This is a genomic window from Xanthomonas bonasiae, from assembly GCF_014836395.1.
GTDB lineage: Bacteria > Pseudomonadota > Gammaproteobacteria > Xanthomonadales > Xanthomonadaceae > Xanthomonas_A > Xanthomonas_A bonasiae.
This window is the reverse complement of the sequence record NZ_JACSQX010000005.1, coordinates 186,135-204,146: the sequence shown is the minus strand read 5'-3', so window position 1 is coordinate 204,146 and position 18,012 is coordinate 186,135. Positions and strand designations below refer to the sequence as shown.

At 70.0% G+C, this 18,012-nt stretch carries 7 protein-coding genes; 1 reads left to right on the top strand and 6 read right to left on the bottom strand.

What is annotated here, in order from left to right:
- Positions 1-169: 169 nt before the first annotated feature.
- Positions 170-895: an SOS response-associated peptidase gene (locus tag H9658_RS09720; RefSeq protein WP_191825193.1), complete on the top strand. Its 726-nt coding sequence runs from the start codon at positions 170-172 to the stop codon at positions 893-895.
- Positions 896-932: 37 nt separating this feature from the next.
- Here the strand turns inward: H9658_RS09720 and H9658_RS09715 are convergent, their stop codons facing one another.
- The 6 genes from H9658_RS09715 to H9658_RS09690 form a co-directional block, all read right to left on the bottom strand.
- On the bottom strand, positions 933-1,394 hold the full coding sequence (locus tag H9658_RS09715; protein ID WP_179567527.1) for a hypothetical protein: 462 nt from the start codon (positions 1,392-1,394) through the stop codon (positions 933-935).
- Positions 1,395-1,817: 423 nt separating this feature from the next.
- Positions 1,818-4,079 (bottom strand): methyl-accepting chemotaxis protein, encoded by a 2,262-nt coding sequence (locus H9658_RS09710; RefSeq protein WP_191825322.1) that lies wholly within the window; start codon positions 4,077-4,079, stop codon positions 1,818-1,820.
- Between the two features lie 198 nt (positions 4,080-4,277).
- Positions 4,278-5,081: a C40 family peptidase gene (locus tag H9658_RS09705; protein ID WP_179567529.1), complete on the bottom strand. Its 804-nt coding sequence runs from the start codon at positions 5,079-5,081 to the stop codon at positions 4,278-4,280.
- A gap of 551 nt (positions 5,082-5,632) precedes the next feature.
- Entirely contained in the window at positions 5,633-6,652 is a 1,020-nt protein-coding gene (locus tag H9658_RS09700; protein ID WP_191825192.1) for an OmpA family protein, read from the bottom strand.
- Between the two features lie 10 nt (positions 6,653-6,662).
- Positions 6,663-10,037, bottom strand: coding sequence for an Ig-like domain-containing protein (locus H9658_RS09695; RefSeq protein WP_191825191.1), 3,375 nt, complete (start codon positions 10,035-10,037; stop codon positions 6,663-6,665).
- Positions 10,034-17,668: an SdrD B-like domain-containing protein gene (locus tag H9658_RS09690; RefSeq protein ID WP_191825190.1), complete on the bottom strand. Its 7,635-nt coding sequence runs from the start codon at positions 17,666-17,668 to the stop codon at positions 10,034-10,036. Before H9658_RS09690 ends, H9658_RS09695 begins: the two co-directional genes overlap by 4 nt.
- Between the last annotated feature and the right edge of the window lie 344 nt (positions 17,669-18,012).

The window sequence follows — 18,012 nt, the reverse complement described above, 5'->3', positions numbered from 1 at the left end:
CGGGCCAGGAATATGCGAGCGCGCGCGGGAAGAACGCATGAAGAAACCGTCAGCGGCGGCGGCGACGCCGTCGCCGAGCGCATGCGCGCACATCGCGGCGCGCCCCACTTCTTCACCCGCGCTTGCCCGCCGTGCGCCCTAAGCTGCAGGCACGCAACGCGAGAGACCGATGAGACGTTTCGTACAGGCCTTCGGCATCGAGGACGCCCTGCCCGCGCAGTTGGACACGTCGCTGCGTGCGGCGCTGGCGGCCTATCCGGACCACTACAACCTGGGCAAGGGCGACCTCGCCACCGCACTCCTGTGCCGCGACGGCGTCGCGCAGGTGGAGCGCCTGCAATGGGGCATCGTGCCGCGCTGGTCGAAGACGCCGGACACGCCCTACACCACCGTCACCGCACGGCTGGAACGCGCCGCGCGCAGCCGCATCTTCGCCGCGCCGTGGAAGAGCCAGCACTGCGTGATCCCGCTGTCCGGATACTACAAGTGGGACCGCAGCCGCAAACCGGCGCAGCCCTATTACATCCACCACGCGGACGGCCAGGTGCTGCTGGCGGCAGGGCTGTGGGAACGCTGGGAACGCGGCGAACCGGCACTGCTCAGCTTCAGCGTGCTGACCCATGCCAACGCCGCGATTCCGCCGCCGCTGACCGCGGACGGGCCGATCTTCCTGAGCGGCGACCGCTGGCGCAGCTGGCTGCGCGGGCCGCGGCTGTTTCCCACCGCGTTCCTGGCACGGGCGCCGCAGCCGCCGCTGCTGGCCTATCCGGTTTCGTCGGCCTACCAGCGCCGCGAGCACAACGACTACACCTTGCTGGAACCGGTGGATGCCGATGCACCCGGGCGTGGCGATGATGCCGAAGTGGACGAGGAGGAGGAAGACGAAGGCGAGTGACACGTGCACCGGCGCGGTCGCGTCACGCGCGCGACCGTCACCAGCCGAAACCGGCGACGAACAGCTTCTGGTCGGTCGGGCCGCGATCGCAGCCGGCCGAGGCGATCACATGGCCGGCCTCCAGCGTGCCGCCGATCGCGCGCACGGCCTGCGTCTCGCGGATGCACTCCGGCCCCACGCTGCCGCGTAGCGGCGGTCGCGGATCCGGGCGGATGTGCTCGACCAGCACGATGCGGCTGCCGCGATTGAACGGCTCGATGCGCACCTTGCCGTGTCGGTCTGGACTGAACCCGCACGGCGCCGGGATCGCCAACGCCAGCAGTTCGGTCTCGCCGCGCAGCAGTGCGCAGTGGCCGCCGCGCTCGCCCAACTGCATGTCGCCACCGGCGAACGCGACCTGGGTGAGCAGCGGCGCGGCAGCGGATGCGGGTGTGTCCTGCGCAGCGGCGACGGAACTGGGCACGGCGAGTACGGCAGCGAGCACGGCACGAAGATGCATCCGGCGAGTCTTCCTTGAACGGGGCGGCGCAGTGTGGCAGATGCGACCACGGAGTCGCCAGCCACGCCGCGCAGCTGGATGGCACAACGCAACGCGTGGGCCGCATGAGCACCGCTGCCACCCTTCCTGCAATGCGCTCGGACTGGCACGGCGCAACCCCATGTAGGAGCGGCTTCAGCCGCGACAGACTCCCTCGACAACGCCGCGTCGCGACTGAAGTCGCTCCCACACGTAGTGGCGTCGCCTTGATCGGGTTGCGCTGGAGCACCACACCTCGCTCGCGGCGTGGCATGACATCGCCGCGAGCGCACCGTGATGCCGCCGCCGCCGACAGCGGCCGGCGCAGAAACGAAGACGCCGATGCGCTAAGGCATCGGCGTCGTCATCGGCCATGGCGTCCGTTACGGACGTCGTGGCGCTGGCTCAGAACTCTTCCCACTCCGAACTTTCCACCAGCGCGCCGCCGGGCTTGCTCCGCGCCAGCGGGCGTGCAGCCGCTGCCGGCGCCTTCTTGATCGGCGCGCGTGCGGCGGCGACCGGACGGACCGCGGCCTGGGTCGTCACCGGCCTGGGCGCGACCGCGGCCACCGGCCTGGCGGCGCCGGCAAGGCGGAACACCGCCACCGCACGGGTCAGGTCCGAGGCCTGGTCTTCCATGCTCTTCGCCGCCGCGGTGGCTTCCTCCACCAATGCCGCGTTCTGCTGCGTGGTCTCGTCCAGCTGCATCACCGTCTTGCTGACCTGCTCGATGCCCGAACTCTGCTCGGCGCTGGCCGCGGAGATCTCGGCCATGATGTCGGTGACCCGCTTCACCGAGGTCACCACCTCGGCCATGGTGGTGCCGGCACGCGCGACCAGGGTCGAGCCCTGCTCCACTTCCTGCACCGAGTCGGAGATCAGGGTCTTGATTTCCTTGGCCGCCGCCGCCGAGCGCTGCGCCAGCGAGCGCACTTCCGAGGCGACCACCGCGAAGCCGCGGCCCTGCTCGCCGGCACGCGCGGCTTCCACCGCCGCGTTGAGCGCCAGGATATTGGTCTGGAACGCGATGCCGTCGATGACGCCGATGATGTCGGCGATGCGTGCGGAGGCGGCGCTGATCGAGGCCATCGTGGTGACCACGTCCTCGACCACGCGACCGCCGCTCTCGGCCACTTCGCCGGCGCCCAGCACCAGCTGGTTGGCCTGGCGCGCGCTGTCGGCGTTCTGCTTGACCGTGGAGGTCAGCTCTTCCATCGACGCGGCGGTTTCTTCCAGGCTCGCCGCCTGCTGCTCGGTGCGCACCGACAGGTCGCTGTTGCCGCTGGCGATCTCGCCGGCGGCGGTGTTGATCGATTCGGCCGAGCGCTGGATGCCTTGCACGATCGTGGTCAGCTGCTCGGCGGTGCGGTTGGCGGCCTCGGCCAGCTGGCCGAAGGCGCCCTCGTAGCGCACGTCCACGCGCTGCGACAGATCGCCGTCGGCGATCGCGCCCATGATCCGGCCCACGTCGGCCAGGCCGCTTTCGGCCTGCCGCATCAGCCGGTTCAGCGCTTCCACCATTTCCTTGAACGCGAACTGGTAGCGCGCCTCGTCGCCGCGCGCGGAGAAATCGCCGCGCGCCGCCGCATCGGCCAGGCGCGCGATGTCGCCGTTGATCGCCGACAGGTTGCTCTTCACCGCATCCAGCGCTTCGTGCAGCGCGGCGCGCTGGCCCGGCAGGCGGCGCATGTCGCGGCGCAGATCGCCGCGGCCGTATTCGCCCATGATCGTCATCGCCTCGATGATCGCGTCCAGGTGTTCGAACAGCGCGGTGTTCATGCCGCGCGCCAGGGTGCCGTAATCGCCGGGGAAATCCTCCGGCATGCGGTGGCTGATGTCGTCGCCCTGCTGCAGCTGCACCAGGGTCTGCATCTCGCCGTTGAAGCGCTGCAACTGGGTCTGCATCTGCTGCATGCTGGTCATCAGCTGCCCGGTCTCGTCGCGCGATTCCACCTTGATCGTGTTGTCGAAACGGCCCGAGGCGATGGCCTCGGCGGTGCGCGTGGCGGCGCGCAGCGGGGTGACGATGGCGCTGGCGATCAGCCAGCACAGCCCGACCACCAGACCGACCAGGGCCGCGCCGATCACGGTCAGGATCTTGGTGAAGCCCAGCGCCTCGACCTGGATGTCCTCGGCGTACACGCCCATCACCAGCACCCAGTTCCACTGCGGGTACAGCTTGGCGTAACTGATCTTCGGCAGCTGCTCTTTCTTGCCCGGCTTGGGCGCGCTGTAGTAGCTGAAGCCGTCGCCGCTGGTCACCGCGGTGCGGATGTCGCGGTACACGTATTCGCCGGCATCGCTCTTGTAGTCGCTCATGTCGGTGCCGACCTTGCGCTTGGGATGCATCAGGATGCGCATCTGCGGGTCGAGCATGAAGAAGTAGTCCACGCCGCCGTTGGTCTTCATGTCGGCCAGCGCCGACTTGGCCGCTTCCTGGGCCTGCGCCTCGGTGAGTTCGCCGCGCTTGGCCTTGGCCGCATAGTGTTCGATGACGCTCATGCCCATGTCGATCTGGGTCTTCACGGTCTGCTTGCGCGCGTCCACCAGGTCCAGGTATTGCAGACGCGCGGCGGCGACGGCGAGCAGGATCACGCCGATGGCGAGCAGGGTGCACAGCACCACGAACTTGCGCGTCATCGGCAGGTTGGCGATGCGACGACGCAGGAAATGGACGGGATTCATAGCGATCCTGAGGGCGATGCCGGTGATGTATATCCACCGATATCGGCCGCGATCGCCGCAAACTTGACGCCTGGCGGTGCAGGAAACTGAAGGCGTTGTGATCGAATCGCCGGTTTTCGCGCTGCCGCGGCGGTGAACCTCCGCATTCAGGTCCGAGCGGTGCGAAGACTGCAACCGCTTTCAGGCAACCTGTGCAACGCGCTGACGTTGCGCCACGTCTGCATCGGCATCGGCATCGGCATCGCCATGCCACACCAACCGATGGAAATCGAAGCCGGATTGCAGGCGCGGCTTCACCACGTTGAAATAGGGCGAGACGTCGAAGTCGCGCGGCAGGTAGAGGCTGTAATGACGGTTGTGCAGGATCTCCGCATCCTGCGCGTCGGACACCGGCACGCTGCCGATCTCCGGCAGGATCGGATAGCGGATCGCGCCGAAGGCCTGCGCCAGCAGCGTCGAGCAGATCGCCTTGGTCGGCTCGCCGCTGCCCAGTTCCAGGAAGCGGCGCTTCACCGACGACGGCAGCGGCGGGGTGCGGATCAGGTAGCGCGCCAGGTCGAAGATGTTCTTCAGGTCGTAGCTGTTGCCGACGCGGCTGACCATGTAGTCGACCACCGCATCGATCTCGTCGGCGCCCAGTCCCACCGGGCGGCAGATGCGCGTGTGCAGGCCGGCGAATTCGCTCAGCCCGACCACGCGCACGCCGACGTTGATGTCCACGTCGCAGAAGGTCGGCGCGTCCGCGTCGGCCGCCGTTCCCAGGTGATCGCCGATGTACAGCGCGGCGTGCGACCAGGTGGACTGGCTCAGGTACTTGATCGCGGTGGAGAAGCGGCTGTTGCCCTCGACCAGCAGCACGTCGCCCTTGCGCAAGGTCGCCTGCAGCAGCTGCGGCGGACTGGTCGGCAGTTCCGAGCGGTGCCGGCGCGGCTTGGACAGGAACTTGGCCAGGTGACGACCCAGCAGGCGTGGCAAGGACAGCATGCGCGTTCCCTCATGGACAGCCCGATCCGGGCGGCGAAAGCGACTTCGCTTCACCATGATGGCGGCGCTGCGCGGGAATTCTTGAGCGCTGCCCGGCCGGCCGCGCCTCCTTCTGCCGGCGGGACCATGGCCCGTTTTCGAGGGAAGGTGCCCTGCAGGGGCGGATGAGAGTACGGGCAAAGCCTCCTGCACCAAACTCCGCGAGACGCTTCGCGCCGTACCCTCACCCCAACCCCTCTCCCGATGGGAGAGGGGCTAGCGCTGTTCCCTTCTCCCAGCGGGAGAAGGTGGCCCGCAGGGCCGGATGAGGGTACGGGCGCAGCCTCGTGCCCCCAAACTCCGCGAGGCGCTTTCGCGCCGGACCCTCACCCCAACCCCTCTCCCGAGGGGAGAGGGGCTAGCGCTGTTCCCTTCTCCCGTCGGGAGAAGGTGCCCCGAAGGGGCGGATGAGGGGACGGGCGCAGCCTCGTGCACCCAAACTCCGCGAGACGCTTTCGCGCCGTACCCTCACCCCAACCCCTCTCCCGGGGGGAGAGGGGCTCTAGGTGCCGTCAGTCGCCGCGACCGACCACCAGTCGCACTTCGACGCGGCGGTTCGGCAGCAGGCATTCCAGCAGCGCCGCGCGCGGCTTCACGCCGGCGCACTGCTGCACCTGCTGGCTGTCGCCACGGTATTCGTAGCGGATGCGGTCGGCGGCGACGCCGCGGCCGATCAGCAGCTCGCGCACGGTGCGCGCGCGACGCTCGGACAGGCCCTGGTTGTAGTCGTGGCCACGGCCGTCCATGCGGTCGGCATGGCCGACCAGCTCCACCTTCTGCAGGGTCAGCTTCTCTTCGGCGATGCGTGCCAGCGCGCGATCCAGGCTTTCCAGCGAGTGGGTGCGGATGTCCTTGTAGCCGTCGCGGTCGAACTCGAACAGCACGTTGGCCACCAGCGGGATCGGCGCCGCCGCCGGCATGTCCGGCCGCTCCGGCCCGCCGCACTGCCGTGCCAGCGCCTCGGCGTCGTTGACCAGGTCCTCGGCGATCTGGATGTACGGCTTGGAATGGCGCCATTGCTGCTGGTTGAACTCGTTGCCGGCGTGCACCAGTTCGACCTCGCCGCAGGCCGCCGCCTGCTGCGCGCAGCTGAAACCGGCGCTGCCGTGCAGCGCGCGCAGGCGCTGCCACAGGTCGTCGCGCAGGTACTTGGCGTCGTTGACCAGCGGGGTCTCGGTCGGGATCGTCGCGGCGCCCTGCTCCATCAGTTGCACCAGCTTCTCCGACTCGCTCAGCGCACCTTGCGGGAACGCGCTGCGGTCGTTGCGGGTGTATTCGTGAAAGGACACGTCGAGCCAGCATTGCGCCTTGGACAAGGCGTAGTCGCGCACCGGGCGGCCGCCGTCGTTGAGCGCCTGGATGCGGTCCTGCACGGATTGGTAGCCGTGCAGGTCGGCGGCGATGGCGGCGTCGCTGATGCGTTGCTGCTGCGGCAACAGCTGGGTCTGGGCGTTGCCGGCGGCACAGGCGCCGAGCAGCAAGGCGGCGGCGACGGTGCGGGACAGGACGAAGCGGGGTTGGGTCGTGGTCATCATGGATTCCTCAGCGCGCCGGGTCGCGGTAACGGACCGGATCCCGGCGGAACAGGTCTTCGTCGAATTTGAAGCGCAGACGCAGGAACACGCCCTGCTGGGTGTACTCGTAACCGGACAGGTCGCGGTCGGCGGTGTAGCCGGACCAGTTGTAGCCGGCCGACAGCCACAGGTTCTGGCGCAGCAGCCGGCCCACTTCCATGCCGTAGGCGTACTGGTTGGAACCGCTCTGCCCACGGAAGGTGGAGCCGAGCACGCCGATGTCCCAGTTCTCGGTGATGTCGTAGACCACGCGCCCGGACACCAGCACCGCATGGAAGCGGCTGTCCACGCGGCCGCCGTCGGCATAGGCGAAACGGTCCTGCTGCCACTTGCCGGCCACGTGCGCGGTCAGCCACCACGGCCGCGACGGATGCCAGTCGGCATGGGTGGAGACGATGTGCGCACGGCTGCTGATGTCCTGGCTGCTGCCGTCCACCGCCTGCCCGTCGAGCAGGGTCAGTCCGCTCTCGTCGCGCTCCAGCTTGTACTCGTAGCGGGCCAGCGCGTTGATCCGGTTGGTGTCGGTATCGCGGTAGGCCACGCCCAGCTGGAAGCGATTCTGCAGCACGTCGCCGCGCGCGGCGTAGTTGGTCTGCAGCAGGTAGTTGCGGCCGAGCAGGGTCCAGTCGCGGCTGAGCTTGCGCGCCAGCATGAACTGCACCAGCGTGGTGTCGAAGGCCTCGTCGGTCGCGGTCTGGGCGACGTCGCCGCTGATGCGGTACTCCACCCGCACCGAGCCGCGCCACAGCGGGTTGACGCCGTAGTCCAGCGCCAGCGCCAGGCCGGTGGCATCGCCGGTGTTGCCGTCGTACACCTTCACGTGTTCGGCCGAGCTGCTCAGGCGCACGCCCTCGCGCACGTCCCAGGTATTGCGGATGCCGGAGGCGGCCTGCACGTCGCGGCCGCTGATCGCATCGCGCATGCGGTACTCGGAGAACGCCTGGGTGTCGCGCACGTAGCTGCTGTCGATGCCGAACACCAGCGCATCGGCCTCGCGGTCGGTGGTGGTGATGCCGTAGGCGCTGGTCAGGCCGGTCTGCTTCTCGTAGCGGCCGTACAGGCGGCTGCGTTCCAGCACCTGGTAATCGACGCCGGCAGCGATGCGGTTGCGGTCTTCGCCGGACACGCTCTGCTCGTACTCGGCGCCCAGCGACAGCTTGGCGCCGACGCGGTAGCCCGCGCCGATGCGCGCGCTGTCCGATTCCAGGCGGGTGCCGATCGGCAGGTCGCTGGCGGTGCCGGTGACGGCGCTGCTGGAACCGATCACCGGCAGCCCGGTCAACGGATCCAGCGGCTGCTGGCCGTAGCCGAGCGCGCCGCCGCCGGAGCCGGTGGCGAAACCGCCGGTCAGGCCGCCCGTGTTGCCGTAGCCCAGGCCCGAGGACCACGGCGAGTAGGCGCCGACGGTCTCGCGGATCGAACGCACACCGACGTCCAGGGTGAGCCTTTCGGTGGCGCCGACGCGCACGCCGGCACCGCCGGCATCGCGCTTGCCGCCGTCCGGGTTGCGGTCCTCGCTGCGCAGGCCTTCGGCATACAGCTCCACGTGCTCGGTCAGGTGGTAGTCGACCTTGGCGTTGTACTCGCCGCGCCCGCCGAACAGCGGCGAGGCCGGGTTGTTGAACGCCGGATCGGTACGCGCCGCGAACAGGTTGGCGTCGAGCTTGTCGCCGTCGTGGCCGAACTCCACGCGCCACGCATCGCCTTCGACGCGGCCGCTGAGATCCTGCAGGCCCGGGGTGGCGACCTGGTTGATCGAGTTGGTGTTGATCTCGCTCTGGGTGCGCGCGAACTCCACCGCCATCGCGGTATTCGGGCCGAAGCGGTAGCCGGCGTTGACGCTGCCCATGCGGAATTCGGCGAACGGGTTGCGGTCGTCCACCACCGCGCCGCCGACTTCCAGCGCATCGGTCAGCCGCAGCTGGCCGTCGGCGCCGTAGACCCAGAAGCGCTCGGTGCCCTGGTCGAGTTCGTAGGTGATGCGCAGCGACACCGGATTGAGGTCGCTGTCGAACGAGGCCAGGAACTGGTTGAGCAGGATGCGCCCCGAGAACGGCTCGAAGCTGTAGTCCACCAACCGCGCCAGCGGCTGCACCGAGACGATCCGCGAGGGCTGGTTGCGGTCGCGCACGACCACTTCCACCCGCTCGCTGCCTTCCAGCACCGCGTTGTTGCGCAGTGCGTACGGGCCGCTGCCCTGGCTGGCGAATTCTTCGATCACCTGGCGCAGCGAGTCCTGGATGGCGAACACGTTGGAGCGCACGCGTGCGTTCTCGTAGTGCCAGCCCAGGCCGGTGGCGGTGCGGTTGTAGGTGCCGAGGCTGCGCTGCGGCATGCTGCTGCGCGCGCCGACGCCGGTCGCGGTGGCCAGCGTGTCGCCGGTCTGGAAATCGCCGTACAGCAGATAGCTGCGGCGGTTGTCCACGCGCACGTACAGGCGCTCGGCCGAGCGCGCGTCGAAGCCGCGCAGCGAGGAGTCGCCGTACACCGGATAGAACTCTTCCGGCTGGATGTCGCGCAGCAGGCGGCCGCGCACGTCCTTGTCCGAGTCGTAGGCGGCGGTGAGCAGGTATTCGCCCTTGATCCGGCCCTTGACGAAGAACGCGGTGCGCGCGGCGGCGTTGGCCTTGCCGTTGTTGAATTGCTTTTCCCAGCGGCGGATATCGCGTTCGAACACGTCGTCGTGATCGACCGGCGCGATCAGTCCGCTGTTGTCGCGGCGGCCGAAATTGATCACGCCCTCGATCAGGCCGGTGGCGATCATCTCGCGCATTTCCGGTACGAACCCGATCGTGCCTTCGGCGCTGTGGCCGCCGGCGGTGACCCGCAGCACCACGTCCTGTGGCTGGTCCGGCGCGAGCAGGTCGAACTCGGCCACGCCGTCGCGCACCGGCAGCTGCACGCCCGGGGTGACCTTGTCGGCATCGGCCGCGCCCGGCCCCAGTTCGTCGGTGCGCGAGCCCGGCAGCAGGATGCGGCCGCCGGTGTGTTCGACGGTGGCGAAGTGTTCGCCCTGCAACGGCTTGCCGGCGGCGTCGAGCAGGCGCACGGTCACGTGCACCGGCGTCTGGCCGTCGGCCGGCGCGCCATCGCGGTCGACCTCCACCTGCACCTGGTCCATGCCCTGCGCGGCATGCGCGTCGAGCGTGCCGCGCGGCGCCAGCGTCTGCGCGGCGGCATCGGCGCTGCTCGGCGTGCGCGGGTACAGCGTGCCGGCCTCGCCCAGCACTGGCGTGAAGCGGCTGCTGCCGACCGTCTGCTGGGCCAGCGCCGGCAGCGCGGCCAGAGCGCAGGCGAGCAGGGTCAGCCGCGGCAGGCGGCGCGTCGTGACGGGCCGGCTCATGGCTGCACCTCCGCAGGAACGGCGACATCGGGCGGTGGGGTGCCGCGCGGCTTGACGATCGGCGCTTGCGCCGGGCTGTCGGTGCCCTGCTGCGGCGCGCGCAGCGGCTTGCTGCTGAAGCGCAGCGGCGCATGGCCGGTTTCGGTTTCCGGCGCGCGCACTTCGCCTTGCGTGCGGCGCGCCTTGACCTGCTCGATCACCGGGTTGGAACAGCTGCCCTCGACGAAGTCGGCGCGATGCAGCTCGCCGTTCTTGAGATCGATGAACAGGCTGTCGGCATCGCCGAGGTTGCGGTTGCTGCTGGTGGTCAGGCGCGAACCGACCGGCAGCGTGCTGGCGTCGACCTTCAGCGTGTGGCTCTGCGGCGGCAGGCCGCAGTAGCTGTACTTGCCTTCCGAGTCGCTGATCACCCAGGTGCCGTCCTCGAAGTACAGGCGCACGCCGGGAATGCCGAGCTCTTCGCGGTCCTGCACGTGGTTGACGTTGCAATCCACGAACACCTTGCCGAGCACGCAGCCCTCCTCGGTGAACACGCCGCCGCTGACGCGCACGCGGTACTGCGCCTGGTTGGACGGCAGCGAACCGGAACGCGGTTGCAGCGAGACCGGATCGATGCAGCCGCCGGCGATCGAGCAGCCGTGCGCTTGCGCGCGGTTGATGCCGTCGCCCTGCTGCGCGCCGACGCCGATGCGCACCCGGTAGGTCAGCGCGATCTGCTGGCCGACCTGGATCGGACCGGTGGCGAAGCCCAGGGTCGGGCCGGGCTTGCCCAGCGGCTCGGCCACGGCCACGCCGTTGGCGCGCGCGGTGCCGTCGATGTAGGTGAAGCCGCGCGGCAGGCGATCGACCACGTTCACCGTCTGCAGCGGGCTGCCGGCGGTCTGGCGGATGGTGATGGTGTATTGCACGGTATCGCCCACTTCGGCGGTCTGGCGGTCGCCGGTCTTGGTGATGGCCAGGCCGGTGGCCACCGCGGTGTCCAGCGGAATGTGGTTGTGCACGATGCCGGCGGTGGCCGACCCGGCGAACAGCCGCAGGTAGTACTGGGTCGCGGTGCCGACCGGACCGGTCGGCGCCAGTGCGTTGGGCTGCACCTGGTAGTTGCTGCCCACCGCGCCGGGCGGCGACAGCGAACTGCCTTCGGCCGGGATCAGCGTGGAGACGAAGACGTAGCCGCCCGGCGGGGTCACTGTCAGCTCGAACTCGCAACGCGCCGGCGCCGCCGGGCCGAACAGGAACTGGTAGTAGCCGTCGTTGCCGACGGTCATCGACACCGCGTTGCCGTCGATGCGGTAGCCGCCGGCCGCGGCGTTGAGCAGGCTGGTGGCCGGGTCGTAGCCGGCGCAGACGCCGACCGGGGCCAGGGTGACGATCGCGCCGGGCACCGGGTCGCGGGTGACCGCGTCGTAGACCACGCCCGACGGATCCACCGGCAGGCTCTGCTGCGGCAGGTTCTCGCCGGCCTTGAGCACCACTTCCAGCTGGCTGATGCCGCCGTCGCTGACCCGGCACGAGCTGTTGCTGCCGTTGCTGATCGCCGCGTCGGCCGCGCACGGGGCGGTGGCGCCGGAAGCGGTCTCGCCGCTGACCGGGAACGCCCAGATGACCCCGGAGCTCGGATCGCGGAAGCGGATGTGCCACTTCTGCCCGGGGATCACGTCGCCGAAGCGGTAGCTGCCGTCGGCGGCGCTGAGCGTGGTCTTGACCACCTGGCCGCTGGTCGGATCGACCAGTTCGACGATCCAGTTCTGCAGGCGGCGATCGCCGCCGTCGAGCAGGGTGTCGTCGTTGCCGACGTCGAACCACACCGTGCCCGACACCGAGGCCGCCAACTGCACCTGGGTCGGCACGCGGCAGGCGTTCTGGGTGATCGCCGGATCGCACACCGGCAGCTGGGTCACGTCGCCCTCGAACGCGCCGCGTTCGGCCGGGGTCGGGCTGTGCGTGGCGTCTTCGCCGCCGCCCTGCACCAGCACCGCGTTGTTGACCGGGTTGCCGGTCGCCGCCGCGGCACCGACCGCGACCTGCACGTGGATGCGATCGCCGGCGGTCTGTCCGGGCGCGATCAGCGTACTGGCGTCGCAGCTGAAACGGTCGGCACCGACCGCGCCGGCGCAGGTCCAGCCGTTGCCGGTGGGCAGCGCCGCCAGGGTCACGCCCGGCGGCAGGCGGTCCTGCACCTGGTACACGCCGGCGGTCGGACGCGGGCCGATGTTGCGCACGCTGATCGTGTAGCGGGCGGTGTTGTTGACGGTGAACTTGACCGGGTCGGCGAGCTTGCTGACGACCAGGTCCGGGGTGTTGGCGATCTCGCCGAAGTTGTTGTCGATCGACTGCGCGCCCGGAGTCAGCACCACCGCGGAAATCGCCGACGGCACGGTCTCGCGCGGGGTCGCCACGCCATGCGTGGTGCCGCCAACGGTACCGGCGCTGGTGACGCCGTTGCGGGTGTCGGCCGGTTGATCCGGTTCGGTCACCGTGTAGGTGCCCGGGCGCAGGTTCTCGAAGCGGTAGTTGCCCTGCGCATCGGTCTGCACGCTCAGCTGCACCGCGGCGCCGAGATCGTCGGTGCCGGTCAGCACCACGCGCACGTTGGCGATGCCCGATTCGTCGCTGCCGACCACGCCGTTGTCGTCGTTGTCGTAGTACACGCGGCCGGACAGCGACGCCGCCGCCACTTCGCCGAAGTCGTAGTGCTGGCCCTGCTGGTTGGCGCCGAGCACGATGGTGGCGATCGCCGACGGCGTGGTGGTCACGCCGGTGGCGGTGCCGCCCTTGTCGCCGGGCACGGTCTTGCCGTTGAGGGTGCCGGTCGGCTGGGTCGGCTCGGTCACCGTGTAGGTGCCCGGCAGCAGGCCGATGAAGCTGTAGTTGCCGGTCGCATCGGTCTTGGTGGTCAGGTTGACCGCCTGGCCGTTCTGGTCGGTGCCGGTCAGCACCAGCTCCACGTCGGCCAGGCCGGTCTCGGCCGGGTCGATCACGCCGTCGTTGTCGTCGTCGCGCCACACCCGTCCCTGGATCGCGCTGCCGCTGGGGTTCTCGCCGAAGTTGAACTCGGTGCCGTCCAGGCCTGCGCCCAGCTGGATCTGCGAGATGCGATCGGTGCTGGCCGCATCCGGGCCGCCGGGCGCGGCCACCGCGGTGCCGGCCACGCAGGTGCCCGCCGCGCACGCCGCGCCGCCGATCTGGCCGGGATTGATCGCGCTGGGACGGTTGCTGTACTGCCCGCTCGGCAGCGGCTCGCGCACGCTGTAGGTGAGCGTCGGATCCAGGTCGTCGAAGCGGTAGGCGCCGTTGCCGTCGGTGCTGGTGGTGGCCAGCACCGCGCCGGTGACGGCATCGAGCAGTTCCACGGTGGCGCCGGCGATCGCCGGATCGCCGCCGTCGCGCACGTTGTTGAAGTTCAGGTCCACGTAGACCCGGCCGGACAGGCTGGGACGACGCACTTCCGGGAAGTCGTAGCGCACGGCCGCGTCGGTCGCGCCGACCGGAATCGTGGTGTAGCTGGAGTTGGGGCTGCCGGCGGCATAGGTGCCGCCCAGCGACGGCGCGCTGGCGCCGGCGACCGGCGGATCCACCGGCCCGTTGCGATAGCCAGTGGGCTGGGTCTGGGTCAGCGTGTAGCCGCCCGCGCCGGCCGCCGACAGGTTGTCGAAGCTGTAGCTGCCGTCGGCCGCGGTGGTGGTGCTGCGGTTGACCGCATTGCCGTAGGCGTCGGTGCCGCTCAGCACGATGGTGACGCCGGCGATGCCGGGTTCGCCGTTCTGGTGAACGCCGCCATTGCCGCCCGCGCGGTCGCGGTCCTCGAACACGGTACCGACCAGCGACGCCCGGGTGACCAGGATCGGCACGGTGGACGTGTTGTTCGGCGGGACGCGATCGACCTGCTCGGTGGTGATGGTCGCGGTGTTGTTGATCGCCGACGCGCCCGGATAGGCATCCCAGCGCACCGGCACCACGATGCGCAGCTTGCCGCCGACGGTGACGTCGCCGAGGTTGCAGGTCAGCGTGGCCGAGGCCTGGGTGCAGTTGCCGGTGCCGTTGGGCACTTCGCCACCGCCGCCGCCCGGGATCGGGCCCTTCTTCTGCCAGCTCACCTGGCCGACGACCACCAGCCCGGCGGGCAGCGTGTCGCTGACCACGGTGCCGGTGCCGTTGAGCGGACTGCTGCCGCTGCGGTCGCGCGACAGGCTCGCGCCGGGACCGTTGTTGATGCCGTCGATGACGTAGAAGAACGGCTGGCGCAGGCCCACCGAAGTGGCGTTGGCCGGCAGCGCCGCATCCGGATCGGCATCGGGCGCGGTGGTGATCACGTGCTTGCTCACGCCCACGTCGGCGGAGGCGCGGATCGTGGTCTCCTGGCTGGCGCCGTTGTTGGCGGTGTTGCTGTCGGTCTCGGCGGACGTGGCCTGGGCCAGGTTGCTGACCGTGTCGCCGGCCGCGCCGGGCGGGGTGTCGTAGCGGTAGCGCAGGTACAGCGTGCTGGTCTGGCCGGACGCGACCACGCCGGCGACGTTGTTGCTGAAGCCGATGCCGGGCATCAGACAGTTCAGCACCTGCACCGCGCCCACGGTCGGGTTGCTGCCGGACGTCACCGAACAGGCGGCCGGATCGAAGGTGCCGGTGGGCGTGGCCGAGGCGCCGATGAAGGTGACGGTGCGGCCGGACGGCGGAGTGAAGGTGTCGGCCAGGCGCACGTCGGTGGCGACCGACGGGCCGTTGTTGCGGATGGTGATGCGGTAGGTGATCAGGTTCGCCGCGGCATTGGTCGCGTCGAAGCCGAGCGGATCCACGCCGCCGGTGAAGCCGGTGTCCACCTTGTTGGTGATCAGGTCGACCTGGCCGGCCTCGAACGGCAGCTGCGCGCTCTTGCTGTCGTCGCTGGTGTCGGTATTGAAGTCGTAGGTGTTGCCGTCGCCGTCGGTGCCCGCGGTGGCATCGCCGTTGCCGTCGCCATCGAGGTCCACCACGAAGTCGGCGGTGTTGTCGAACTGGCGGCCGGTGTTGCCGCTGTTGACGTTGGGCCGGATCACCACCTGCAGGGTTTCGGTCTGCTCGTTGGTGAGCGAGGGCAGCGCCGGGCATTGCACGGTGACCTGCGCCGGCGCGCCGGTCGGATTGGCGTAGGAGGTGCCGCCGGCGTCGACGGTGACCGTCACCCCGGCGCCAGCGCTGGCGGTACAGGCCTGGGTGCCGGCACCGGTGCGCTGCGCGGACACCAGCACGAAGCCCGAATCGTTGGCCGGCAGGGTGAACACGTCGCGGAAGATCACCCCGGGCACCGTCGACGGGCCGCGGTTGATGTAGGACATCACATAGGTGGTGTTGACGCCGGCGCGGCCGGGCGTGCCCGAGGAAATGGTCTTGGCGGTGGTGGCGACGTTGGCCACGCGCGCGATGCGGATCCAGTCCGAGGCCTGGTTGTTGTTGCCGTTGAGCTCGCCCACCGAACCGGCCACGGCCGCATCGATGCCGACCCCGGCGGTGTTGCAGAACGCGCCGCTGATGGCGGTGCCGCCGCAGGTGCCGGCGGGCTGGTTGAAGCTGTCGAACAGCGCGCGCTGGACCTGGATGACGATCTGCGCGGTGGCGCCGTTGGCCAGCGCGGTGGTGCCGGAGCGGCAGACCACCGAGGCGCCGTTGATGGCGCAGTTCCAGCCGGCCGGGGTGGTGGTCACGCTGATCTGGGTGCGGCCGTTGACGAAGCCGGGCACGGTGTCGTTGACCACCACGCCGGTGGTGCTGTCCGGGCCGTTGTTGGTCACGGTCAGGGTGTAGCTGAGCGTGTCCTGGTTGGCCGCCAGCACGTTGTCGGCGGCGCCGGCGCCATTGGTCTGCTTGGCGATGGACAGGTCGGCGCGCTCGTCGGTGGTGCGGGTGCCCGCGCCCGAGCAGTCGTTGCCGGTTTCCGGGTCGCGGTCGATGCCGTTGCCGGTCAGCGGCTCGATCGAGCCGCCGGAGCCGCCGGTACAGGCGTTGTTGAGCAGGTTGGCCGAGGAACTGCGCGCGCGCGTCAGCAACTGCAGCGTCGGCGCCTGCGCGCCCACTGCCAACGGCAGCGAACCGGCACCGAGATCGCAGGTCACGTGCTGCACGCTGGAGCCGCTGTAGGCCTGGTCCACGGTGCAGGTCCACGCGCCGCTGGCGAACGCCACGCCCGGCTGCGCCACGCTGCCGTCCGGCTGCAACAGCTCTTCGCCGGTCGCCAGCGTATCCACCGTCTGCACCTGGCCGGTCGCCGGGCGCGGTCCCATGTTGCGCACGACGATGCTGCTGGTCATGCGACTGTCCAGATCGCTGCCGATGCCGCTCCACACCGGCACCAGCGCCGGGGTCTTGGTCTTCTGCAGCGACAGGTCGGCACCGTCGGCGAGCACGGTGAAGGTGGTGCTGCCGGTGTTGTCGGTGCTGTTCGCATCCGGCGTGTCGGCGCTGGCGGTGGCGCTGTTGGTGACGTCGCCGCTGCTGTTGGTGCCGGACGCCGGCACCGTGCTCTCGATGGTGAAATCGGCTACGGCGCCGACCGCCAGGCTGCCGTTCAACGCGCAGGTGCGGGTGGCGTCGCCGTTGCTGTTGGTGCAGGTCCAGCCGGCCGGCACGGTGCCGCCGGTGGCCAGGAAGCCGGCGGGCAGGTTGTCCACGAAGCGCGGATTGACCGCGGCACTCGGCCCCTGGTTGCGCACCTGGATGTTGAAGGTGACCGGTTGGCCGGAGATCGCCGGCGAGGGGTTGACGCTCTTGCTCAGCGCCAGATCGGCGCCGGCGGTGACCGTGGTGGTGACGCTGCCGGTGTTGTTGTCGGGCAACGGATCCGGCGTGGAGCCGGCCTGCACGCGTGCGGTGTTGACGATGTTGCCGCTGGCCGCGGTGACGCGGGCGCGGAAGGTGAAACTGCTGCTGCCGCCATTGGCCAGCGCGCCGGCGTGGGTGGCGGTCATGCTGCCGCTGTTGAAGGTCCAGCCGCTGCCGCTGAAGCTGTTGGCCACGTACTGCACCGCGGCCGGCAGCGTGTCGACCACGGTGAAGCCGGCCGAAGCGCTGGGTCCGGCGTTGCGCACGGTGACGGTATAGGTGACCTCGGCGCCGGCGACGACCGGGTTCGGCGTGGCGGTCTTCTCCACGCTCAGGTCGCCCGCCGATTCCAGCGTGGTCGCTTCCAGGCGGCGATTGTTGGCCGCGTTGCTGTCGCCGGCGAAGAACGGATCGGCATCGGCCAGCGAGGCGATCGGCGTGCTCGCCGCGGGCAGGCCGGTTTCCACGCCGATCGCGCCGCGGATCTCGATCGTGCCCGGGGCCAGGCCGACCGTGCTCACCGGCAACTGGAAGGTCACCGGCGCGCCGTTGGAAGAGAAGGTCCCGACCAGCGTGCCGACCCGGCATTCGATGCGCTGCGCGTTGCCGGCGGCCACGCTGCAGGAGGACGGCAACGGCGAGCCCGCCTGGGCACCGGCGGGCAGATCGAAGATCACCACCGCGTTGTTGACCGTATCGGCGGCACTGTTCTCGACGGTGACGCTGTAGACCACGCTGCCCCCGGCCGGCGTGGGATCGTAGCCGGTGTCGGACAGGTTGGTGATCTGCAGGTCCGCGGCCGCGGCCAGCGCAGGCGCGGCCGACAGCAGGACGGCCATCAGCAACCGCAAGCGTCGCCCCGACGACGCCGTGGTCCGGTGGTGTTCGCAGGCGGCACGCGCCCACGCCCGCAGTGCAGCCGCACGGCTGCCGCGCATCAAATGATCCATGTGCCTCTCTCTCCCCAAGCATCCAAGCCGGACCCACGAACCGGTGCCCCAGGCCTAGGCCGTGCGGGGCGCGCTGACGATCGGGATCGGTACCCACCCCGAAAGCGCAGGCGAGGCCTGCCGGTGTGGTGGCGCGGATTCTGCGCAGGGGCGCGCAGGCAGTCAGTAGCAGCAGTTCGCGTTCGCTCTCACTTCCTCACACGCACAGCGAGACGCATGGCGCAATGGCAATG

What these genes read in the sequence shown, in the direction of transcription:
- H9658_RS09720 (WP_191825193.1), top strand. Translation starts at nt 170, where the DNA reads ATGAGACGTTTCGTACAGGCCTTCGGCATCGAGGACGCCCTGCCCGCG.
- H9658_RS09695 (WP_191825191.1), bottom strand. Translation starts at nt 10,037, where the DNA reads ATGAGCCGGCCCGTCACGACGCGCCGCCTGCCGCGGCTGACCCTGCTC.
- H9658_RS09700 (WP_191825192.1), bottom strand. Translation starts at nt 6,652, where the DNA reads ATGACCACGACCCAACCCCGCTTCGTCCTGTCCCGCACCGTCGCCGCC.
- H9658_RS09715 (WP_179567527.1), bottom strand. Translation starts at nt 1,394, where the DNA reads ATGCATCTTCGTGCCGTGCTCGCTGCCGTACTCGCCGTGCCCAGTTCC.
- H9658_RS09705 (WP_179567529.1), bottom strand. Translation starts at nt 5,081, where the DNA reads ATGCTGTCCTTGCCACGCCTGCTGGGTCGTCACCTGGCCAAGTTCCTG.
- H9658_RS09690 (WP_191825190.1), bottom strand. Translation starts at nt 17,668, where the DNA reads ATGGCCGTCCTGCTGTCGGCCGCGCCTGCGCTGGCCGCGGCCGCGGAC.